At 71.0% G+C, this 21,463-nt stretch carries 19 protein-coding genes and 1 pseudogene; 5 read left to right on the top strand and 15 right to left on the bottom strand.

Going from position 1 to position 21,463, the window contains the following annotated elements:
* Nucleotides 1-22 precede the first annotated feature (22 nt).
* The 5 genes from M8J73_RS22360 to M8J73_RS22340 form a co-directional block, all read right to left on the bottom strand.
* A complete protein-coding gene (locus M8J73_RS22360; RefSeq protein ID WP_055538737.1) occupies nt 23-1,075 on the bottom strand; it encodes an aminotransferase class V-fold PLP-dependent enzyme in 1,053 nt (350 codons plus the stop codon).
* 192 nt (nt 1,076-1,267) lie between these two features.
* Nucleotides 1,268-1,987 carry a DsbA family oxidoreductase gene (locus M8J73_RS22355; protein WP_249828973.1) on the bottom strand — a complete coding sequence of 240 codons (720 nt, stop codon included), beginning with the start codon at nt 1,985-1,987 and terminating at the stop codon, nt 1,268-1,270.
* A gap of 130 nt (nt 1,988-2,117) precedes the next feature.
* Entirely contained in the window at nt 2,118-2,651 is a 534-nt protein-coding gene (locus M8J73_RS22350) for a GNAT family N-acetyltransferase (protein ID WP_206187913.1), read from the bottom strand.
* 85 nt (nt 2,652-2,736) lie between these two features.
* A complete protein-coding gene (locus tag M8J73_RS22345) occupies nt 2,737-3,345 on the bottom strand; it encodes a DUF1349 domain-containing protein (protein ID WP_055540105.1) in 609 nt (202 codons plus the stop codon).
* Nucleotides 3,346-3,382: 37 nt separating this feature from the next.
* Nucleotides 3,383-4,912: an aldehyde dehydrogenase (NADP(+)) gene (locus tag M8J73_RS22340; RefSeq protein ID WP_079054984.1), complete on the bottom strand. Its 1,530-nt coding sequence runs from the start codon at nt 4,910-4,912 to the stop codon at nt 3,383-3,385.
* Nucleotides 4,913-5,056: 144 nt separating this feature from the next.
* Here M8J73_RS22340 and M8J73_RS22335 point away from each other — a divergent pair, with 144 nt between their 5' ends.
* Together M8J73_RS22335 and M8J73_RS22330 are read left to right on the top strand one after the other, a co-directional pair.
* Complete coding sequence (locus tag M8J73_RS22335; protein WP_055540107.1) at nt 5,057-5,830, top strand: IclR family transcriptional regulator; 774 nt, start codon at nt 5,057-5,059, stop codon at nt 5,828-5,830.
* Nucleotides 5,831-5,950: 120 nt separating this feature from the next.
* Nucleotides 5,951-7,402 (top strand): peptidoglycan D,D-transpeptidase FtsI family protein, encoded by a 1,452-nt coding sequence (locus tag M8J73_RS22330; RefSeq protein ID WP_055540108.1) that lies wholly within the window; start codon nt 5,951-5,953, stop codon nt 7,400-7,402.
* A gap of 90 nt (nt 7,403-7,492) precedes the next feature.
* On the opposite strand, the gene M8J73_RS22325 is transcribed toward M8J73_RS22330, so the two are convergent.
* Nucleotides 7,493-8,944 (bottom strand): NCS2 family permease, encoded by a 1,452-nt coding sequence (locus M8J73_RS22325; protein WP_055540109.1) that lies wholly within the window; start codon nt 8,942-8,944, stop codon nt 7,493-7,495.
* A gap of 270 nt (nt 8,945-9,214) precedes the next feature.
* On the opposite strand from M8J73_RS22325, the gene M8J73_RS22320 reads away from it, so the two are divergent.
* The 3 genes from M8J73_RS22320 to M8J73_RS22310 all read left to right on the top strand — a co-directional run bounded on the left by M8J73_RS22320 (nt 9,215) and on the right by M8J73_RS22310 (nt 12,523).
* On the top strand, nt 9,215-9,817 hold the full coding sequence (locus tag M8J73_RS22320; RefSeq protein ID WP_055540110.1) for a SigE family RNA polymerase sigma factor: 603 nt from the start codon (nt 9,215-9,217) through the stop codon (nt 9,815-9,817).
* Entirely contained in the window at nt 9,814-10,683 is an 870-nt protein-coding gene (locus M8J73_RS22315) for a hypothetical protein (RefSeq protein ID WP_055540111.1), read from the top strand. The genes M8J73_RS22320 and M8J73_RS22315 overlap by 4 nt, the downstream gene beginning before the upstream one ends.
* Before the next feature lie 154 nt (nt 10,684-10,837).
* A complete protein-coding gene (locus tag M8J73_RS22310) occupies nt 10,838-12,523 on the top strand; it encodes a rhamnogalacturonan lyase B N-terminal domain-containing protein (protein ID WP_055540112.1) in 1,686 nt (561 codons plus the stop codon).
* Nucleotides 12,524-12,625: 102 nt separating this feature from the next.
* Here M8J73_RS22310 and M8J73_RS22305 read toward each other — a convergent pair whose 3' ends face one another.
* From M8J73_RS22305 to M8J73_RS22265, 9 genes and pseudogenes are all read right to left on the bottom strand, one after another.
* A complete protein-coding gene (locus M8J73_RS22305) occupies nt 12,626-13,780 on the bottom strand; it encodes a right-handed parallel beta-helix repeat-containing protein (RefSeq protein WP_055540113.1) in 1,155 nt (384 codons plus the stop codon).
* Between the two features lie 129 nt (nt 13,781-13,909).
* Nucleotides 13,910-15,022 (bottom strand): right-handed parallel beta-helix repeat-containing protein, encoded by a 1,113-nt coding sequence (locus tag M8J73_RS22300; protein WP_055540126.1) that lies wholly within the window; start codon nt 15,020-15,022, stop codon nt 13,910-13,912.
* A 70-nt stretch (nt 15,023-15,092) separates the two neighbouring features.
* A complete protein-coding gene (locus tag M8J73_RS22295) occupies nt 15,093-16,211 on the bottom strand; it encodes a pectinesterase family protein (RefSeq protein WP_055540114.1) in 1,119 nt (372 codons plus the stop codon).
* The gene (locus M8J73_RS22290; protein WP_055540115.1) at nt 16,211-17,518 is read right to left on the bottom strand and encodes a pectate lyase family protein; all 1,308 of its coding nucleotides are present in this window, start codon (nt 17,516-17,518) and stop codon (nt 16,211-16,213) included. The genes M8J73_RS22295 and M8J73_RS22290 overlap by 1 nt, the downstream gene beginning before the upstream one ends.
* Nucleotides 17,519-17,584: 66 nt before the next feature.
* Entirely contained in the window at nt 17,585-17,737 is a 153-nt protein-coding gene (locus M8J73_RS22285; RefSeq protein WP_240501453.1) for a hypothetical protein, read from the bottom strand.
* A gap of 119 nt (nt 17,738-17,856) precedes the next feature.
* Nucleotides 17,857-19,218 (bottom strand): ABC transporter substrate-binding protein, encoded by a 1,362-nt coding sequence (locus M8J73_RS22280; RefSeq protein ID WP_055540116.1) that lies wholly within the window; start codon nt 19,216-19,218, stop codon nt 17,857-17,859.
* A 24-nt stretch (nt 19,219-19,242) separates the two neighbouring features.
* Nucleotides 19,243-20,133 carry a DUF6807 family protein gene (locus M8J73_RS22275; RefSeq protein ID WP_079054985.1) on the bottom strand — a complete coding sequence of 297 codons (891 nt, stop codon included), beginning with the start codon at nt 20,131-20,133 and terminating at the stop codon, nt 19,243-19,245.
* A complete protein-coding gene (locus M8J73_RS22270; protein WP_055540117.1) occupies nt 20,133-21,311 on the bottom strand; it encodes a Gfo/Idh/MocA family protein in 1,179 nt (392 codons plus the stop codon). Before M8J73_RS22270 ends, M8J73_RS22275 begins: the two co-directional genes overlap by 1 nt.
* A pseudogene (locus M8J73_RS22265) lies at nt 21,308-21,460 on the bottom strand (pectate lyase); the annotation flags it as partial. The pseudogene M8J73_RS22265 and the gene M8J73_RS22270, both read right to left, overlap by 4 nt.
* Between the last annotated feature and the right edge of the window lie 3 nt (nt 21,461-21,463).

Here is a 21,463-nt window from a genome sequence, read left to right as displayed (position 1 = left end):
CGGCCGGGCTCGCGCCAGTGGTTCAGGAAGACAGGGCGTCCAGGACCCGGTCGACGTCCGCCGCCGTGTTGTAGAGGTGGAAGGCGACGCGCAGGTTGCCCGCGCGATCGGAGACCTGGATGCCGGCCGCGCTCAACTCGGACTGACGCACGCCCAGTCCGGGCACGGAGACGATCGCCGAGCCGGGCGCGGGCACGGGCTGGTGGCCGAGGGTGGCGAGCCCCGCGCGGAACCGGTCCGCGAGGGCGAGGTCGTGGGCGTGGACGGCGGCCACGCCGAGTTCCTCGATCAGCCCGAGGGAGTGGCGCAGCCCGGCGTACGTGAACAGGGCCGGGGTCAGGTCGAAGCGGCGGGCGGAGCGGGCGAGTTCGGTGACGGGGCCGTAGCAGCTGTCCCAGGGGTTCTCCCCCGCGACCCAGCCGGCCAGCACCGGGGTCAGTCCGCCGAAGTCCTCGGGCACGACGAGGAAGGCCGCGCCGTGCGGGCCGAGCAGCCACTTGAAGGTCGTGCAGACGGTGAAGTCGTACGCGTCGGCCTCCATCGGCAGCCATCCGGCGGCCTGGGAGAAGTCGACGCAGGTCCGCGCCCCGTGCTCCCGCGCCGCCTCGCGCAGCGCGGGCAGGTCGGCGATCCGGCCGTCGGCGGACTGGGCGGCACTGACCGCGACGAGCGCGGTGCCGGGGCGGACGGACTCCGCGAGCCGCTCCAGCGGCACGGCCCGCACCTTGAGGTCGCCCCGGACGTGGAACGGGTTGAGGACGGAGGTGAAGTCGTCCTCGGCGGTCAGCACCTCGGCGCCGGGCGGCAGCGACGCGGCGACCACCCCGGTGTGCGCGGCGACCGACGTCCCGGCCGCCACCCGCCCGGCCGGCACCCCGGCCAGCCGGGCGAACGCGGCCCGCGCGGCCTCCACGTCCTCGAACAGCGGGTCCAGCGGCCGGCCCTCGGCCCGCAGCAGCGCGGCCCGCCCCAGCGCGGCCACCGTCCGGGCGGGCAGCAGCCCGCTGCTCGCGGTGTTCAGATAGGTGTTCTTCGGCGCGAACTCGGCACGGACGAGGCTCTCGAAGGTCTCCATGCCACCACTGTGGGGCCCGAGGACCTCCCCGTCCATTGAGAGGTTTTACGCGGTTCCCCATAGCACCGCTTATACATGCAGGCCGACCAGCACCTCAGCGCCCCCAAAGGGGCACGGGGAACTGCGCGAGCAACCACCCGCGCGGCCGCGGACCGCAGATCACCGCACCCCCACGGCGCTACCGCACCCCGGTCACCGAGCCTGCGGCACCGCGCACCCGTCGGGCCCGCACGCCTCCGCGGTGTCCTCCTGGATCACCTGGAGCGGCGACCGCTCGCCCCACGCCTGCGTGAGCGCCCGCTCGAACACCTCGGCGGGCTGCGCGCCGGACACCCCGTACTTGCGGTCCAGCACGAAGAACGGCACTCCGTTCGCGCCCAGCTCGGCCGCCTCCCGCTCGTCCTCGCGGACGGCGTCCGCGTACGCGGCGGGGTCGGCCAGCACCTGACGGGCAACGCCCTCGTCGAGCCCGGCCTCGACGGCCAGCTCGATCAGGAACTCGTCCGCGTCGGCGTACACGGACCGCTCCTCGGCGAAGTTCGCCCGGTACATGAGCTGGAGCAGCTCGCTCTGCCGGCCGTGCTCCTTGGCCAGGTGCAGCAGCCGGTGCATGTCGAAGGTGCTGCCGTGGTCGCGGCCCTCCGCCCGGTAGTCGAGGCCCTCGGCGCCGGCCTGCGCGCGGAGGTTGTGCTCGCCGGCCTGGGCCTGCGCCTCGCTCATCCCGTACTTCTTGCTCAGCATGGTGAGGACCGGCTGGATGTCGTCCTTGGCGCGGCCGGGGTCGAGCTCGAAGGAGCGGTGCACCACCTCGACGTCGTCGCGGTGGGGAAAGGCCGCGAGCGCCTTCTCGAAGCGGGCCTTGCCCACGTAGCACCAGGGGCAGGCGATGTCGCTCCAGATCTCGACGCGCATGTGTCAGCTCTCTTCGGTCGTACGGGTACGGGTGGACGGAGGCGCGCTCCGCTTCTGCGATGGATGAACGTTCAAGCAGCCCATCTCATTCCCACGCCTCGCCCCCGCCCGCCCCCGCTCCGGCTCACCCTCACGTCCGGCCCCGCTCCGGCTCGCCCCCGGTGACCGCATAGGTGAGGAGCAGATGGTGGTCGTCCGGGGCCGGCGGGTGCTCCGGGTCCGGTGTCCAGCCGAGGCGGGCGTAGAAGGCCCGCGCCCGGTGGTTGTCGACGTGGACGGTGAGCGTGGCCGTGCGCCTGCCGTCGGCCCGCCACTCCTCCACGCAGGCCGCGTGCAGGGCCCGGCCGGTGCCGCGGCGCCACTGGTCGGGGTCCACATGGAGCTGGGCGAGGTACACCGTGTCGGCGGGGCCGTCCTCCGCCGTGCGGAAGGAGGCGATGCCGGTGATCCGGCCGTGCTCCACCGCACAGAGCACACGGCCGTCCGGTCGCTCGACGGCCCGCCGCCAGCCGGCGAGCCAGTCCGTGCCGTCGTCGGGGACGCCGTCCGGGTAGTACGTCGCGCGGGCTCGGGCGTGCAGCGCGACGATGTCATGGAGTTCGGCGGGGAGCGCGGTCCTGATCACACGCGCTCCGGTCACTCGTTCCGCAGGGTCCTTGATCATGCGGAGGAGGACGAGCGCGAGGTCGCGGCGGTTCCGGCCCGGGGTGACGCCGGGCGCCGGGCCCGGGCCGCCCCCGCCCCGGCCCTCAGCTGCCGTTTCTCAGATCCTCGGGCCAGTTCGGGCGGAACTCCATGCCGTCGTACGTCACCACGCAGCCCTCCCCCATCGGCGACTGCGTCATGAACCCGACCAGGGCGGCCCCGCTCTCCCGCTCCCCGGCGAGCGTGAACAGCCGGACGAACGTCCAGTGCTTGCCGTCGCGGGAGGCGTGGAAGGCGAACGCCCGACCCGTGCGGCTGACCCGCAGCCACACGGAACTCCCCTCCACGGTGAAGGAGTTGGCGTCATCGGAGTGTCCACGGGTGACCACCGTGCAGACGGTGGGAACGTCCGGCGAGTACTCCAGGCACAGCTTCGCCCAGGCCCGCTCCCCGACGTGCACGTACAGCACGCCCGCGTCGAACCCGGCGGCGAAGCCGACGGTGACGCGGGCGATCAACTGGAAGTCGCCCTCCGGCGCCCCCAGCAGCCTGGGCGCGTCCGTGACGGGGTCCAGCCCCTCGTCCGTGGGCGGCACGAACCGGTCCTGCCGGGCACCGGCCCACCCGGTGAGCACCCCGTCCTCATAGGACCAGTGCCCATCGGGCCCATAGGTACGAAGAGGGAAAGGGAGTTCGGGAAGTTCGAGATCCATTGGGGGATTCTTACAGCCCACCGCACCCCTGACGGCGCTATCGCTCCAGAACGCCGTTGAACCTGCGCGGCAGTCCCAGCGGGTTGTCGTCCCTCAGCTCCGGCGGCAGCAGCGCCTCCGGTGCCCCCTGGTACGCGACCGGCCGCAGCCACCGCTCGATGGCCGTGCCGCCCACCGAGGTGGACGTCGACGTCGTCGCCGGGTAGGGCCCGCCGTGGTGCTGGGCCGCGGCGACCGCCACACCCGTCGGCCAGCCGTTGACGAGCACACGGCCGGCCAGCGGCGTCAGCTCCGCGAGGAGCTCCGGGCCGCGCCCCTCTCCTGCGGCCTCCTCACCGGACAGGTGCACCGTGGCGGTGAGGTTGCCCGGCAGCCGGGACAGCACCGTCTTGGCCTCGTCCTCGTCCTCGTAGCGCGCGACGACCGTGAGCGGCCCGAAGCACTCCTCCAGGAGCAGGTCGTGCTCGCCCTCGACCGCCAGCTTACCGGCGGGGACGGTGAGGAAGCCGGGGCTGACGGTGTGCTCGCCACCCGCGCCCGCCGTCACCGGCGACTCCACGTCCGGCAGTTCCGCGCGCTCGGCGACACCGGCGAGGAAGTTGTCGCGCATCCGGTGGTCGAGCAGGACACCCGCGTCGACGTCGCTGACGGCGTCGGTGAGCGACTTGACCAGCCGGTCGCCGGCGTCGCCCGCCGGCGCCAGCACCAGGCCCGGCTTCACACAGAACTGGCCGACGCCGAGGGTCATGGAGCCCGCGAGACCCGTGCCGATCGCCTCGGCGCGCTCGGCCGCCGCGGCCTCGGTGACGAGGACGGGGTTGAGGGAGCCCAGCTCGCCGTGGAACGGGATCGGCACCGGCCGCGCGGCCGCCGCGTCGAACAGGGCCCGGCCGCCGCGTACGGAGCCGGTGAAGCCGGCGGCGGTCACCAGCGGGTGCTTGACCAGCTCGACGCCCGCCTCGAAGCCGTGGACGAGACCGAGGACGCCCTCGGGAATGCCGTGCTCGGCGGCGGCGCGGCGCAGCACGATCGCGACCAGCTCGGACAGCGCCGGGTGGTCGGGGTGGGCCTTGACGACCACCGGGCAGCCGGCGGCCAGCGCGCTCGCGGTGTCGCCGCCGGGGACGGAGAAGGCGAAGGGGAAGTTGGAGGCCGAGTAGACGGCGACGACGCCCAGCGGGACCTTGTAGCGGCGCAGGTCGGGGATGGGCGGGGTCGCGGTGTCGTCGGGGTGGTTGATCACCACGTCGAGGAAGGCGCCCTCGTCGACGATGTCGGCGAAGGCCCGCAGCTGGTAGCAGGTGCGGGCGAGTTCACCGGTGAGGCGGACCGGGCCGAGCGCGGTCTCCGCGTCGGCGACCTCGACGAGCTGGTCCTTGGCCGCCTGGAGCTGGTCGGCCGCCGTGCGCAGGAACGCCGAGCGGACGGTGCGGTCGGCGAGAGCGCCGCGGGCCGCGTGGGCCGCGCGGACGGCGGCGTCCACCTCCTGGGCTGTGGCCTCCACCGCAACCTGCTCGCGCTGCTTCCCGGTTCGGGGGTCGACACTCCAGACTGGTGCTGCTGCCACCGCGGTCCCTCCACGTATTTCTGGGTCATTCCCAGGGGTATTGTCTGGGTCATTCACCAGGGTCGTTCGATATGCTGAACGCCGTCTTCAATGATGAATATGGTGTTGGAGACTATTTCCCGTTGAACGAAGGGGTCAAGGGCGATGTCGGCAGTCGAGACGGGCGGCGGAGCGCAGGTCAAGTCGGCGGTTCGGACCGTTGAACTGCTCGAATACTTCGCCGGGCGCCCCGGAATGCACTCCCTCGCGGCAGTGCAGGAGGCCGTCGGCTATCCCAAGTCCAGCCTTTATATGTTGCTCCGCACCCTGGTGGAGCTCGGCTGGGTCGAGACGGACGCGACGGGCACGCGGTACGGCATCGGCGTACGGGCCCTGCTCGTCGGCACCTCGTACATCGACGGGGACGAGGTGGTGGCGCTGGCCCGCCCCACGCTCGACCGCCTCTCGGACGACACCACGGAGACCATCCACCTGGCCCGCCTCGACGGCACCAATGTGGTCTACCTGGCCACCCGGCAGTCGCAGCACTATCTGCGGCCCTTCACCCGGGTCGGCCGGCGGCTGCCCGCCCACTCCACCTCGCTCGGCAAGGCGCTGCTCGCCACCCACACCGACGAGCAGGTCCGCAAGATGCTCCCGGAGACCCTCCCGGCACTGACCGAGCACACGATCACCGACCGGGAGCAGCTCATCGAGGAGCTCCACCAGGTCCGTGAGCAGGGCTTCGCCGTCGACCGCGAGGAGAACACCCTCGGTCTGCGCTGCTTCGGCGTGGCGATCCCGTACCGCACCCCGGCCCGTGACGCGATCAGCTGCTCCGTGCCGGTGGCCCGGCTCACCCCGGCGCACGAGCAGCTGGTCAAGGACGCCCTGTTCGACGCCCGCGACCGGCTGACGCTGGCGACCCGCAGGCTCTGACCGGCACGCACGGGCACCTCGGCAGACGACGGACGGACCCCCTCCGGGCACATGAAGACCTCATGAGAACCGGGGCGGAAAGGAACGACCGACCGTGTTCCGCTCGTCTGTCCGGGTGCGATGAACAAGACGATCAGGCGCAGCGCCGTCTTCACCCTGCTCCTCGTGCTCGCCCTGCTGGTGCGGGCGACCTGGGTGCAGTTCTACGAGGGCACGGCGCTCGCGGAGGACAAGAACAACCGGCGGAACGCGATCGAGACGTACGCGGCGCCGCTCGGGAACATCATCGTGGGCGGTGACGCGGTCACCGGCTCCGCGCGGACGAAGGGCGGTGACCTCGCCTACATGCGCACCTACAAGGACGGTGAGCTGTACGCGGCGGTGACGGGGTACGCCTCGCAGAGTTACGCGCCCACGCAGCTGGAGGGCATCTACCAGGACCTGCTCAACGGCACGGACCCCCGGCTGAAGACCGTGCTGGACACCCTGACCCGCGAGCGGTCCGACCCGGGCGACGTGATCACGACGATCGACCCGTCCGTGCAGAAGGCGGGGTACGAGGCGCTCGGCGACAAGAAGGGCGCGGCCGTCGCGATCGACCCGGCGACCGGGAAGATCCTGGCGGTGGTGTCGACGCCGTCGTACGACCCCTCGTCGCTCACGGACGCGAACACGGCGGGCACGGCCTGGAAGAAGCTCACCGCGGACCCGGACAAGCCGCTGACCAACCGGGCGCTGCGGCAGCCGCTGCCGCCGGGGTCGACGTTCAAGCTGGTCGTTGCGGCGGCCGCGCTGGAGGACGGGCTGTACCCGTCGGTGGACGTGAAGACGGACAGCCCCGACCCGTACACCCTGCCGGGCACGACGACCGAGTTGAGCAACGAGAACCCGAACGCGCCCTGCGAGAACGCCTCCATCCGTACGGCGCTGCAGTACTCGTGCAACAACGTGTTCGCGCGGATGGCCGTCAAGCTGGGCCAGGACAAGGTCAGGGCGATGGCGGAGAAGTTCGGCTTCGACGACACGGAGCAGGACGTGCCGGTGCGGGCGTACACCAGCGTGTACCCGTCCGACATGGACGAGTCGTCCACCGCGCTGACCGGGATCGGGCAGTACGACGTCACCGCGACGCCGCTGCAGATGGCCATGGTGTCGGCGGCCATCGCCAACGACGGCAAGCTGGTGGCGCCGCACATGGTGTCGCAGATCACCGACGGCGGCGGCGACGTGCTGAAGGACTACGACTCCGAGGCCGGCACCGAGCAGGTGGTGAGCGCCTCCACCGCGAAGCAGCTGCGCTCGGCGATGGAGACGGTCGTCGAGGACGGCACGGGCACGAACGCACGGATCGGCGGGGCGACCGTGGGCGGCAAGACGGGTACCGCCCAGCACGGCGAGAAGAACAGCAAGACGCCGTACGCCTGGTTCACGTCGTATGCGAAGGCCGGCGGCAAGGAGGTCGCCGTCGCGGTGGTCGTGGAGCAGTCGAACGCGGCCCGCTCCGAAGTCAGCGGCAACGGGCTGGCGGCGCCGGTCGCGAAGGCCGTGATGCGGGCGGCGCTGAAGGACTGAGGGCACCGGTCGAGGACCGTCCGCAGACGAAGGGCCGCCCCTTTCCCCCGGGGGGCGGCCCTTCCCTCATGGCGTCCAGGGCCTGTCGCCCTAGCGCACGCCGAACAGCTGCTGGATCGGGTTGATCGCGAAGTACACCAGGAACAGCGCCGAGGTGCCCCACAGCAGCCAGTGGATCTCCTTGGCCCTGCCGAGGACCGTCCTGATGAGGACGTAGGCGAGGAAGCCGGCGCCGATGCCGTTGGTGATGGAGTAGGTGAACGGCATCACGGCGATCGTGAGGAACGCGGGGATGGCGATGTCGTACCTGTCCCAGTCGATGTTCTTGACCTGGGTCATCATCAGGAAACCCACGGCGACCAGTGCGGGGGCGGCGGCCTGCATCGGGACGATGGTCAGTAGCGGGGTGAGGAAGAGGGCGACCGCGAAGAGGCCGCCGGTGATCAGGTTGGAGAAGCCGGTGCGGGCGCCCTCGCCGACACCCGCCGCGGACTCGATGTAGGAGGTCGCGGAGGACGAGGAGGAGGCGCCGCCGGCGACCGCCGCGGCGCCGTCGATGAGCAGGACCCGGCCGAGGTTCGGGACCTTGCCCTCCTCGTCGAGCAGACCCGCCTCGGCGCTGACGCCGACGACGGTGCCCATGGTGTCGAAGAAGTCCGAGAGCAGCAGGGTGAAGACCAGCAGGACGACCGTGATGACGGTGGTCTCGCCGAACGAGCCGAAGAAGCTGAAGTCGCCGATCAGTCCGAACTCGGGGGCGGCCACGACGTCGTCGGGGACCTTCGGGGTGGTCAGGCCCCAGCTCTTGATGTCGGCCACCGAGTTGATCACGATCGCAACGACCGTCATCGTCAGGATGCTGATCAGGATCGCGCCCTTCACCTTGCGGGCGAGCAGGCCGATGGTCAGCAGGACACCGAGGCAGAAGACCAGGATGGGCCAGCCGGACAGCGAACCGGTCGCGCCGAGCTGCACCGGAACCGTGGTGTTCGCGACATCCGGGATGCGGCTGACGAACCCGGCGTCGACGAAGCCGATGAAGGCGATGAACAGGCCTATGCCGACGCTGATCGCCTGCTTGAGCGGCTGCGGTATGGCGTGCATGACGGCCTCGCGCAGGCCCGTGACCACCAGGACGCAGATCAGCAGACCTTCGAGGACGACCAGGCCCATCGCGTCGGGCCAGCTCATCAGCGGGGCTATCTGGAAGGCGACGACCGCGTTGAGTCCGAGGCCCGCGGCGAGCGCGAGCGGCAGGTTGCCTCCGACACCCATGATGATCGTCATCACGGCCGCCACGAGGGCGGTGGCGGTGACGAGTTCGGCGCCGTCGAGGGTGTGGCCGTACTTGTCCTTGGCGCTGCCCAGGATGATGGGATTCAGGACAAGGATGTATGCCATCGTGAAGAACGTGGCGAGGCCGCCGCGGATCTCACGAGCGAAAGTGGATCCCCGGGCGGTGATGGCGAAGAAGCGATCGACGCTGTTCACCCCCTGTGGCGGGGTGCTCGGCCGGTCGGCCACCTTCTGTGCCTCGGACATGGGCGGTGCTCCTAGTGACGTGTGCGTACTACGCGCGGGTGCTGGCTGGATTGTTCCTTCGTTGAACCCGGTTCAGGTTTTCGCCGTGTTACGGAATCGACGTTCGCCCCGTAAGACCGCGTTCGAAGGCTCGTACGAAGTTCGTTCACGATCACTGCTACTCTTCCGGATCTCGTCGGGGGAATCCCCGGACGATCACGTGTCGTTCACGCGACGCGCACAGGCATCCGGTCCCGGTGCCTCCAGCCGAAGCGAGGAGAGAGGTCGCCCGTGGGCACGGTCGTCGACGACGCAGCCTCCGTGGAGTTCCACGACTTCTTCGAACGGCATTACGCCGAACTGTCCCGTCTGGCCCATCTGTTGACCGGCGAGGCGGACGCGGCGGACGATCTGGCCGCGGACGCGCTGCTCGCGATGTGGCACCGCTGGGACCGGGTCCGCGCGGCGGATCACCCGGTGGCGTACGCCCGCGGTGTGGTCGCCAACCTGGCCCGTACCCGGATCCGCAGCGCGGTGCGGGAGCGCCGCCGGATCACGCTGTTCTGGTCGCAGCGCGAGGAGAAGACCGAGAATCCCGATGTGGCCGGGGTGGTCGACGTGCAGTCGGCGCTGCGCCGGCTGCCGTTCCGCAAGCGGGCGTGCGTGGTGCTGCGGCATGCTTTCGACCTCTCGGAGAAGGACACGGCGCTCGCCCTCGGCGTCTCGGTCGGTACGGTGAAGAGCCAGACGTCCAAGGGGATGGCCGAGCTGCAGAAGCTGCTCGGCACCGGGGACGCCCCGAAGCGGATGCCCGCCGGCATCACGGGCGCGGGTGTCAGGGGTGCGAGGGTGACCGGCGCGGGTGCGCCGGGCAGCGGAAGAAGGGACCGATGAGGGACGTGCACAAGGAGCTGCGTGCCCGGCTGCGCGAGTCGGCCGAGGCACACGAGCCCGACCGCGCCCGCATCCTGGCCCGGATCGAGCGCGGGATGGCGGCCCCCGAGGAGCGGCGCCCCAGCCGGAAGGCCACTCGGCCGCCGCTGTGGGGCTGGGTGCGTGTGGTCAGCGCGACCGCCGGTGTCGCGGGGGTGCTCGCGGTGGGCGGTTACGCCGTCGCGTCGGCGGTGAAGGGCGAGGAACGGCCGAACGACCAGAGCGTCGTGGTGTCGCCGACGCCGGTGGAGTCCCCGGCCGCGACGAGCCGGGCCCCGATCCCGCCGGACCCGCAGCCGACCCGCGGCGGGTCGAAGCAGGAGAGCAGGCCCAGCTCCGAGCCGTCGAGCACGCCGTCGGCCAAGAACTCCCCCGTCCCGAAGCTGCCCTCCTCGGGGGACGGGCAGGACGGTCCGCTCTGGTCGGGCGGTTCGGTCGACCCGCACAGCAACGAGTTCTGGGCGCAGAGCAATCTGACCCTGAGGACGAGCGAGCAGCTCACCGGGCTCACCGTCCAGCTGCGGATCGCCGAGACCGGCGGGGTCTCCTCGACCGGCGCCTGGCGCTCACTGCCGGCACAGGACTTCGACCTGACGGTCGCGGAGGACGACGGCTTCCTGGTCTACACCTGGGTGCTCAAGGACGGCCGTACGGTCCCGAAGGGCGAGTCCGTCTTCGCCGGGCAGTACAACCGCGGGCGCGATGACCGGGACGCGAGCGGCGACCGCTACGCGGTGACCGCGACGGCGGGCGGCGAGGAGTTCTCGGTGGCGGGCGGCTTCGAGAGCCCCGACAAGGGCGGCTCGTCGGACGACGGCGACTCGTAGAGAATCCCGCGGAAAAATCTCGCGGGGGCGGCAACCCTTTGGCCGCCGGTGGCGACCGGAAGACGTGAGAGCGGGAAGGGAACCGGCTGCCGGTTCCCGTCATCTGCTCTCACGTACGAGCGATACGGAATCCACCATTCCCGGAGCACGCCCCTTGAGCACGCACAAGAGACGACGCCTGTCCCGCAGACGGCTGCTCGGCGCCACCGCGGTCGGTGTGGCCGCCACCGGCGCCGCCGTCGCGGGTGGCACCGGCCTCCTCTCCACGGCGTCGGCCGCCGGTTTCGGACACTCCGACGACGGCCGCAACCTCGTCGTCGACACGGGCGCCGGCCTGGTCTTCAAGGTCTCCAAGTCCACCGGCGACCTCACCTCCCTGCGCTACCGGGGCAAGGAGTACGAGGGCTACGGCGGCAGGCACTCGCATGTCGAGTCCGGGTTCGGCAGCGCCACCGTCACGCTCCGGCAGTCGGGGCAGACGATCCTGGTGAAGGCCGTGCACGGCGCGATCACCCAGTGGTACGCGGCCCGCAGCGGCCAGAGCACCATCCACCTGTGGACGCACAAGGCGGACGCCTCCTTCACCGCGACCCGCTTCCTGGTCCGCCTCAAGCCGGGCGTGTTCCCGAACGAGGGCCCGGACTCCTGGATCGAGAGCTCCGACCAGGTCATCGAGGCCGGTGACGTGTGGCGGCGCGCGGACGGCACCACCCACTCCAAGCACTACTCGGGCAAGCGGGTCATCGACTACGACCACATCGGGTTCACCACCGGCGAGGTCGGCCTGTGGCTCGTCCGCTCCAACCACGAGAAGGCGTCCGGCGGCCCGTTCTACCGCTCGCTGCTGCGCCACTCCAACGACAAGGGCGCCGGGCTCTACGAGATCCTGCACTACAACCAGGCCCAGACCGAGCCGGAACGTTTCGGCCTCCAGGGCCCGTACGTCCTCGCGTTCACCGACGGCGGCGCCCCCTCCGCCGCCCTGGCCCACGACCGGCTGGACACCTCCTGGGTGGACGGCCTCGGCATCACCGGCTGGGTCGGCAGGGCGGGACGCGGCAAGGTGGCCGGGGTCGGGCTGAAGGGCATGGACCCGAAGCACGCCTACACGGTCGGCTTCGCCAACGCCGACGCGCAGTACTGGACCAAGGCCGCGGCCGGCACCGGCGCCTTCTCCTGCAAGGGCATGCTGCCGGGCACGTACACCCTGACCGTCTACAAGGGCGAGCTGGCCGTGCACACCCGGCAGGTGACGGTGACGGCGGGCGGCTCCACCGCGCTCAACACCCTGACCATCACCGGGGATCCGTCCGCGGCGCGGACCCTGTGGCGGCTCGGCGACTGGGACGGCACGCCGCGCGGGTTCAAGAACGCCGAGCTGATGACGTACGCGCACCCCTCCGACGGCCGTGCCGCGAAGTGGACGGGCGACGTCACCCTCGGCGGCGGCGACCAGACGGCGACGTTCCCGGCGTATGTGTGGCAGGACGTGAACAACGGGGTCCGCGTCCACTTCAAGCTGACCGCCGCGCAGGCCGCCGCCGCGCGCACCCTGAGGATCGGGGTCACGGACGCGTTCTCGAACGGCCGGCCGCGGGTGACGGTCAACGAGTGGGTGTCGCCGGTCCCGGCGCCGCCCGAGCAGCCCTCGACGCGTTCCCTGACCACGGGTTCGTACCGGGGGAACAACCACATGTTCACCTTCCAGGTCCCCGCCCTTGCTTGGAAGTCGAACACCCGTGGGTACAACGTACTGAAGATCGATGTCGTCAGTGGATCGAGCGGCAGGGCCTTCCTGAGCCCGGGCACCTCGTTCGACTGTGTGGACCTGCTGGCCTGAGCCCCCCCTCGGCCGGCAGTGGTGCCGACTTGAGCCCCCCTCGGTCGGCACGACAAGCGCCCCCCGCCGGTGACGACCGGCGGGGGGCGCCCTTCTCGTGGATCAGCGCATCGTCGAGCCGATGGCCGTGGAGCCGGTCGTCAGGAACGCCGTGACCGGCAGCGCACCGCCCCTGCCACGCGGCCCGTCCATCGCGCGGGCGTCCGTGGACCGGAACGGCGGTGTGGCCACCCCGCTGTTCCAGTTGTCGTCCGCCGACACCGTGCGCGGACCCAGCCGGGCCTTCCCCGTGCCGTTGCCCACCGCGAGGTTCCGCGTCAGCCGGGCCTTGCCCGTGGCGAAGTAGAAGCCGTCCGCCCGGTTGGCGTAGGCGGTGTTGCGGTGCAGCCGGATCGCCCCGGTGTTGGAGTTCTCGGTGAAGCCGTGCAGCGTGTTGGCCCAGGCCGCGCTGTCGTGGACGGAGTGGGCGACGGAGGCACCGCCGCCACCCAGCTTGAACCCGTTGCCGTTGCCCTGGAACGCGCTGTCGTTCCAGCGGTTCCTGCCGTTGCCGAAGGCCCAGGAGTGCTCGACGGTGACGGGCGAGGAGAACTGCCAGAGGTCGAGCCCGTCGTCCGCGTTGTCGTAGAGGCGGGCGCCGGTGATCCGGTTGCCGGTGCCGGAGCCGAACTTCACGGCGATGCCGTCGGCGTTCCGGCCGTGGTTCGCGGCGTCGTAGTTGCCGTGGCTGTCCAGGTTCCGCACGAGGTTGCCGGTGGTGCCGTCGCCGCGCAGGGTGAAGCCGGAGTCGCCGTTGTTCGCGGTGACGAGGTTGTCGAAGATCCCGCCGACGGACGACGTGGCGACGAAGCCCTGCGCCGGGGAGTTCTGGAAGGTGATGCCGGAGACGGTCCAGTGGTCGCCGTGGATCGCGGCGAGCCAGGACCCGGCGGGCAGCGCGGAGCCGTCGATCCTGACCTTCCCGTCCCCGTACGCGGTGAGCGTGATCCGGGCGGAGGGGGTGCCGTCGGCCGTGGACTTCAGGGTCCGGGTGGGCTGGTAGGTGCCGGCGCGGACCTTGATGGTCGTACCGGCGGTGGCCCGGGCGAAGGCGGACTCCAGCGACGCGGTGCTGGAGACGGTGACCGTGGTCCCGGCGGCTCTGGCGCCGTCGTTCGAGAGGCCGAGAAGGACGCCGCCCGCCCCCGAGGCGACGGCCACGGCGGCCGCGATCGACAGGGTGCCGGTTCTGCGATGGCGCCCGATGCTCTGACGCACGGGGGTTCCTTTCTCGGGGGACGAGGAGCGAAGCGGGCCGGGGGGCCCGCCCCGGCCCGCTTCTGTCACTGGTCGTCGCCCCGCGGCGAAAGGTTGCCGCGCGATCCCGAAAGATCTCGGGAGTCCGGCTCAGTCCATCGTCGCCCCGATCGTCGTACTCCCCGTGGTCAGGAACGTGGTCGCGGGCAGCGCGCCGTTCGACCGGCGGGCGTTGTACGTCGTCGAGGCGTTGGTGGAGCGGAACGCGGGCGTGGACACGCCGGAGTCCCAGGTGTTGCCGGACGAGACGACCGACGAGCCCTTGGTGACCGAGCCGCCGCCGTTGCCGACGGCCAGGTTCCTGCCGAGGCGGGCCGCGCCGGTCGCGAAGTAGTAGCCCCACTTGGCGTTGGCGTAGGCGGTGGTGCGGTTGATGACGATGGCGCCCTTGTTGCTGTTCTCGGTGAAGCCGTTACCGGCGTTGTCCCAGGCCGCCGAGTTGTTGACGACATGGGCCACGGTCTCGCCGTCGCCGCCCAGCTTGTAGCCGTTGCCGTCACCCGCGAACGCGGAGTCGCCCCAGCGGTTCCTGCCGTTGCCCATCGCCCAGGTGTGCTCGACGGTGACGGGCGAGGAGAACGACCAGAGGTCCAGGCCGTCGTCCGCGTTGTTGTAGAGACGGGCCCCGGTGATGAGGTTGCCGCCACCGGAGCCGAACTTCACGGCGATGCCGTCGGCGTTCTCCCCGTGGTTGGCCCGGTCGTAGTGGCCGTAGGAGTCGATGTTGCGGACGGTGTTGTTGGTGGTGCCGTCGCCGGTGAGCGTGAAGCCGGAGTCACCGCCGTTGATGGTCTTGATGGTGTCCCAGACCGTGGAGGCACAGGACTGGCAGACGACCGCGCTGTCCGGGGAGTTCTGGAAGGTGATCCCGGAGACGGTCCAGTGGTCCGCGGTCAACTTGAAGATCCAGTCGCCGTCGGGGAGGTTCGAACCGTCGATCTTCACCGTCTCCGAGCCGTACGGCTGGAGGTGTATGCGGCTGGAGGAGGTGCCGTTCGCCGTGGACTGGAGGGTGGCCGTCGGATAGTACGTGCCGCCGCGCACCTGGATGACCGTGCCCGGGGTGGCGTTCCTGAGGGCGTTGGACAGGGCGGTCGTGGTGTTGACGACGACGGTCGCGGCGTGCGCCTGGGTGGGCAGCACGGCCGGCCCGGCGCCGAGGGCGAGGACGGTGCCCAGGGCGAGAGTGGTACGACGAGACATGGAGAGCGGTTCCTTTCTCGTGCGGGTGGGGTGGGCGAGGGTCAGGTCGCGCACGGTCAGTCGGCGCACGTCAACGCCCCTTCCAGGGAGCCCAGTCACCGAGGTACGCCTCGCGGGTGTGCTCGGCGGCCTCCTCCGTGGTGAGCTGGGGCCGGTTCTCCGGGACGGTGATCCGGGCGCCGGGGCCGGTGTTGCGGTACTCCGCGAACCGCTGGTCCTGCCAGGGGAAGCCGGCGGACATGGTGGTGTAGGGGGCCACCGCGTCGATGCCCGCCCCGAGCCGGGTCTCGCGGACGGTCAGCATGGGCTTGGCGGTGGTGTCGGAGCTGGGCACCCACGGCCGGGCCAGTTTGTAGTGGGCCTCCGGGGCCCCACTGGTGATCCGGCTCCGGGTCACCAGACAGCCGCGCGGGTTGGCGCCCGCGGTGGACGGCGCGAACACGAACCCGTACGGGGCGGAGGCGGGGTCGGTCCGGGTCAGGGTGTGGAAGCGGCAGCGTTCGAACACCGCGGTGGCCCGGCCGAAGACGAAGTCCACGTCCCCTTCGGCGTAGCAGTCCCGGAAGTACTGGCGGGCGAAGGTGCCGAGCGCCATCGTGTCGGCGTACAGCGTGTCCTGGTGTCCGAGGAACCGGCACCGCACGAACGCCGATCGGTCGCCCTGCACCTTGAGGGCGACGGCCTGGGTGCCGCTGATCTCGGGGTGGTCGGCGCGCAGCCAGTCGTTGGCGAAGGTGATGTCCCGCGCGGTGAACCCGTCGCCCTGGACGAGGGTGGTCGCCGATCCTGTCGTGCCGTAGGTGCCGCCGCCGGGCTTGGGGGTGCCGGCCGCGTTGTCGTGGACGACCGTGACGTCGCGGGCGTCGCCGGAGGCACCGATCCAGGTCATGTCCGTGCGGGCGGTGCTCACGGCGACGGTCTCGCGGTAGACGCCGGGTGCGACGACCAGCGTGTAGCCGGTGCCGGTCGCCGCGTCGACGGCGGCCTGCACGGTGGTGAAGTCCCCGGCGCCCCCGGCGTGCACGTACAGCGTCCGCTCGTCGAGCCGGGCGGCCGGTGAGCCGTACCGTCCGAAGGGCGACCGGCCGCGCGATGCGTGGGCCGGTGCCGCCGTCCCGAGCGCGAGCGTGGCCCCGGCACCCGCGACGACGAACGACCGTCTGCTCAGGGCATTTCCGCGGTCGGTCATCAGCAGACCTTTCCCGCGCCCGCCCCGGCCTTGAGGATCGCGGGCACGGCGCGAGGCGAGTCGACCTTCCCCCGCAGGGCCGGCGTCCAGCCGGCGCCGGACTGGAGGGTCTCGGCCGGGATCTCGGCGTTGTGGACGGCGATGAGGTCGGTGAGCCTGCCGTTGACGTAGTTGTTCTCGGCGGTCAGCGGGGACTCGTTCCACTTCTTCAGGACCTTGCCGGCCATGGCCCCGGCGGGCAGCGTGAGGGCGTTGTCGCTGGCGTGGAGCTGCGAGGAGACGCCGACACCGAAGACGTAGTAGTCGTCCTTCTGCTCCTCGTTCACCACGTAGTGGTTGTTGTAGACGTCGACCTGCCCGAACCGCACACGCGGGGAGCGCTGGAGGATCCCCTCGAAGCGGTTGTGGTGCAGGGTGACCTTGAGCTTTCCGGCGTCCTGGGAGGCGGAGCCGTCGCTGTTGCCGATCAGCATGTTCTTGTCGTGGTTCTCGAAGCGGTTCCAGGACACGGTCACGTGGTTGGCGCCGCGCACGATGTCGGTGAGACCGTCGTGCTGCTGGAAGACCTTGCCGAAGTGGACCGGGCGCTCGCTGTCGGGGTGGCGCCCGTCAGTGAACGTGTTGTGGTCGAGCCACACATGGTGGGTGCCGTGGACCACCACGGCGTCGTACTCGGAGTTCCAGTTGCCGGTGCGGTTGTCGTCGGTGGGGTCCCACTTGGGGAAGCAGTCCAGCGGCGCCTCGATGGTGAGGTTGCGCATGATGACGTTCTGGACGCCCTTGATCTGGAGGCTGCCGCCGAGGATGCCGGAGTTGCTGCCGACGCCGACGATGGTGGTGTTGCTGGGGATGTTGGCCTTGATCTCCGCGTCCTGCCGGGCGGCGGAGGCGACCCGGGCGTCCTCCTGCGGGCCCATGGCGACCTTGTCGTTGCCGTACACGGCCGGGTCGTAGTCCTTCAGGTACTGCTGGAGGTCGTATCCGCCGGTGACGAAGGCGTCGCAGCCCTGGAAGACGGCGTCGATCATCCCCTTGATCTTGATGATCTTCGGCGCGTCACCGCCGTCCCTGAGCGCGGCCTTGAACTCCGCCCAGGTGGTGACGGTGTGGACGTGCTCGGCGTCGGCCGCCGAGCCGCCGGTGGTCCCGCCGTCGGCCGAGCCCCAGCCGTCACCGGAGGGAAGGGTTTGCCGGCCGAGGTCACGCTCGCCCGCCTGGGCGACGCCGGTCCCGGTGACCCCGAGGACGAGGGCGGTGCAGCCGACGAAGGTAGCAATGACATGGGCATGCCAGGCATGAGCACGCATAAGTGCGGGTTCCTTTCACAAGGACAGGTGGAGAAGGGGGCGTCCCCGAGGGGCGCGGAGCGGGCGCTACCCCTGGGGCCGATCACCGGCGATGTACACCGTGGGCTCATGGCGGACCCGACCCGAGGAGACGGCGGCGGAGGCGGGCCCGGTGGTGGCGACGGCGAGCGCAACGGCGGCGAGCGCCGCGGTGGTGACCTGTCTACTGGTGAGGGACACGTGCGGGTGCCTTTCTCAACAGGCTTGCGGGATACGAGCGATGTGCGGTGCCTTTCCTGTGAGGTGGGGTGCCCCCGCGCCCCCTTCTTCCAAGGGCGCGGGGAACCGGAGGCGGCCTGTCAGCCCTGCTGCTCGTTCCATTCGGCCTGCGCCTTGTTCAGCTGGTGGGCCAGCGCGTCGAGGAACTCCTTCGCGCTGGTCTGCCCGTCCATCACCTTCTGGAAGGCCGGCTCGTTGTCGGCCTTCGAGATCGTGTTCCAGTCCGGCAGGTAGTACGGCAGCTGCACGATCGAGGTCGACCCGTCGGTCAGCGCGGCGGCGGCCAGCTTCGTCGGCTCGGCCTGCTGGATCCACTCGTCCTTCGCCGCCTCGTTGTTCGCCGGCACCTGGCCCGCCGACTCGTTGAACTTGGAGTTCTCCTCGTGCGACAGGGCGAACTCGATGAACTTCCAGGTGGCCTCCTTGTTCTTCGAGCTCCTGAACATGCCGAGCCCGTCGACCGGGTTGGAGACCTGGACCCGCTTGCCGCCGGGGCCGGTCGGCTGCGGGATGCCCCGGAACTTGTCGCCGAACGCCTTCACATGGTCCTGGTAGGAGCCCAGGTTGTGGTTGAGCATGCCGATCGTGCCTGAGTCGAACTGCGCGACCATCTTGGTGAAGTCGTTGTTGAGGCCGGCCGCGGGCGTGACCTTCTTGTAGAGGCCGACATACTTCTCCAGCGCCGCCACGTTCTTCGGGTCGTTCACGGTGGTCTTCTCACCGCTGGAGTCCCAGAACGAGGTGATGCCCGACTGCCCGTACATGGCGTCCAGCGCCTGGGCGATGGAACCGGCACCCCCGCGGATGGTGTAGCCGAACTTGTTCTTGTCCTTGTCCGTGAGCTTCTCGGCGGCCTTGTAGAACGTGTCCCAGGTGGTCGGCTCGTCGAGGCCGGCCGCCTTGAACAGGTCGGTGCGGTAGTAGAGGACGCCGTTGTTGGCGGAGGTCGGGATCGAGTACAGGGCCTCGCCGCCGCCCGCCGACTTCAGCGACTCGACCATCGCCTCGTTGAGCTTGCCGTTCAGGGAGGACTTGGAGAGCCGGCCGTCCAGCGGTTCCAGCGCGCCCTGCGCGGCGAACCCGGCGGCCATGGCCGCGCCGACACCGCCGACGTCCGGCAGACCGCCGCCCTGGATGGCGGTGTCGACCTTCGACTGGTACTCGGTGGCCGCGATACCGACGTACTCGACCTCGATGTCCGGGTTGGCCTTCTGGAAGTCGGCGATGATCTCCTTCCAGATGTCGGTGCGGACACCGCCGTTGTTGTCCCAGAAGACGATCTCGCCCTTGCCGCTGCCCTCGGAGCCCTTGTCTCCGCCGGTCCCGCTGCCGTCGTCACCGCAGGCGGTGGCGGTCAGGGCGAGGACAAATCCGAGGGCGACAGCCAGGGCGGCGCGCCTGCTTCTGTGATTGCTGATCTTCTTGTTGCGGAGGTGCGTCATTGCGGCTCCCAACAGGCGTAAGAGTTACGAGGAGGGGGTGATCCGGAAGGTGGTGAAGGTGGCCGCCCCGGCGTGTCCCCCGCCGGTGGGCGCGACCGCGAAGAGGCCGAGCAGAGCGCCGACCCAGCGCCAGGGCGTGGCGGCGAAGACCATGCCGCAGGAGTGCCACCCTTCCCCCACCTCGTAGGAGAAGCGGCAGCGTGCCCCGGCGCGCGTCTCGATGCGCAGCCGGGCCCGCCCGTCGGGCGCCGGGCTCGGAGGTGCCGCGTCCCGCTCCCTCCCCCACTGCCCTGAAGGCGTGGGAGGTGCCCCCACGGCGACGGTCTCGGCGAACCGGTGGACGAGATGCACGCTCCCGTCGGCGTCCCGCTGGAGCCCGGTCCAGCGCAAGGCGTCCCCGAGCACGGCGAGCCCGGCGCGGCGCCCTGGGCGTGCGTGGGTGACGGGGCTGCCGATCGAGACGGGTGCGCCGGTGGTGTTGGTGAGCGAGAAGGTGAAGTCCAACGCCCAGGCGCTGTCGGTCAGTTCGGTGGCCGCGACGGTACGGCGCTCGCGCAGCAGCTCGGTGCCGGACGCCACCCAGCGCAGTTCCTCGACGAAGCCGTCCGGGTCGCGCAGCTGGAAGGCGATGTGACGCTGGGAGCCGTGGTTGTCGAGGTCGGTCGGGCCCCGGTCGCGGACGTAGGTCCGCCCGCCCCAGAAGTTGTGCCCCTCGGCGTCGGGAACGGCGACACCGACGCCGAGGTGGTGGAGGTGGTCGGCGGGGCTCAGCTCGGTGACCGCCGTACCGGAGAGAGTGGTGACGGGGTGGAGGCAGGGGCGGGGCGCGAGGCGGGCCGGCACCTCGGACCGGGCGTGGTACCGGCCCACCGGGCGCCCCGCCACCCGCAGGACGAGGGACTCGTCGGTCGTCATCAGGTACTCACCTCGTTCGCCGGTGGCTCGGGGAGCGCCCAGGGGGCGCCCAGTTCGGAGTAGAGGGCGAGGTCGTCGGCGGCGGCCGTGACCAGGGCGTCGATGCCGTCGACGACCCTGCGGTCCTCCTCGGGCAGCAGGTGCCAGGCGCCGGCCGGGAGCGCACGGGGGTCGGGGGCGGTGCGGATGGCCTCGACGACCTTCATGAACGCGCCGGTGGTGTCCGGCGGGACCAACAGGTCGGCCCCGTCGACGAGATGGTCGACCAGGTTCTCCAGCAGGTCGGTGTGGCCGTACTCGATCTCCTCGGGGCCGTGTCCGGCCCGCTGGACGAGCACGCGGTCCTGCTTGTACCAGAAGGTGATCCGCCCGCTGGTGCCGTGGACCACGTTGTACGGCTCGTCGGGGTGTTCCGCGCACAGCGTGGCCGCGACGGTGATCCGGCCGCCGCGGGCGGTGGTGATCCGCACACAGGAGGTGTCGTCGGACTCGATGTCGTTGGCCCGCAGCAGCTCGGTCTCGATGGCGGCGACGTCCTCGGCGCGGCCCGCGTCACCGAGGGCGAGGCCGGTGGCGACGGCGTGTGCGAGGGGGTTGGTGAGCGCCCCGTCGATCACGTCGACACCGTTCAGGCGGCGCTTGCCCGCCCAGGGCGCCCGCCGGTAGTACGCCTCGGCGCGGGCCCAGGCGCCGGCGCCGCCGATGCCGGTGACCTCGCCGATCAGTCCGTCCGCGATCATCTGGCGGATCGCGGGCACCGCGTGCGAGCCCAGCGACTGGAAGCCGATCTGGCAGACGACTCCGGCGGCGGCCACCCCGTCCGCCATCCTGCGGAACTCGGCGTACGACGGGGCCGGGGGCTTCTCCAGCAGGATGTGCACGCCCCGCTCGGCCGCCGCCAGCGCCAGGTCGGTGTGGGTCGGGATCGGGGTGCAGATCACGGCGATCGCGGCGCCGGTGGAGTCGAGGAGCGCGCCGAAGTCGGCGGACTGCTCGGGGGTGCCGAGGCCGTCCGGGATCTCGTCCGCGGCGAGCGGGGTCAGCTCGCAGACGCCGACGAGGCGGACGATCCCCTTGTCCGCCAGGCGGCGGATGTTCTCCAGGTGCCAGCGTCCGTGGCCGCGGGCGCCCGCGAGGACGAGCGGGATCGGGGTGTCGTAAGCGGTGGTGTGGTTCATGGGATCCTCCCTGCGCCCGCGCCGCGCGCCACCTTTCGGTCGGCCCGCCCGGCGCTGTCGATCTTCTGGTGCAGGGTAGGCGCCCGGCCGACGTCGGCCGTGAGATCGCGCTCGCTGCCGGAGTTGTGCGCGTTGCGCACGGTGAGGACATG

The organism is Streptomyces neyagawaensis, assembly GCF_023516595.1.
Classification (GTDB): domain Bacteria; phylum Actinomycetota; class Actinomycetes; order Streptomycetales; family Streptomycetaceae; genus Streptomyces; species Streptomyces neyagawaensis.
This window is presented reverse-complemented; position numbering and strand designations above follow the sequence as displayed.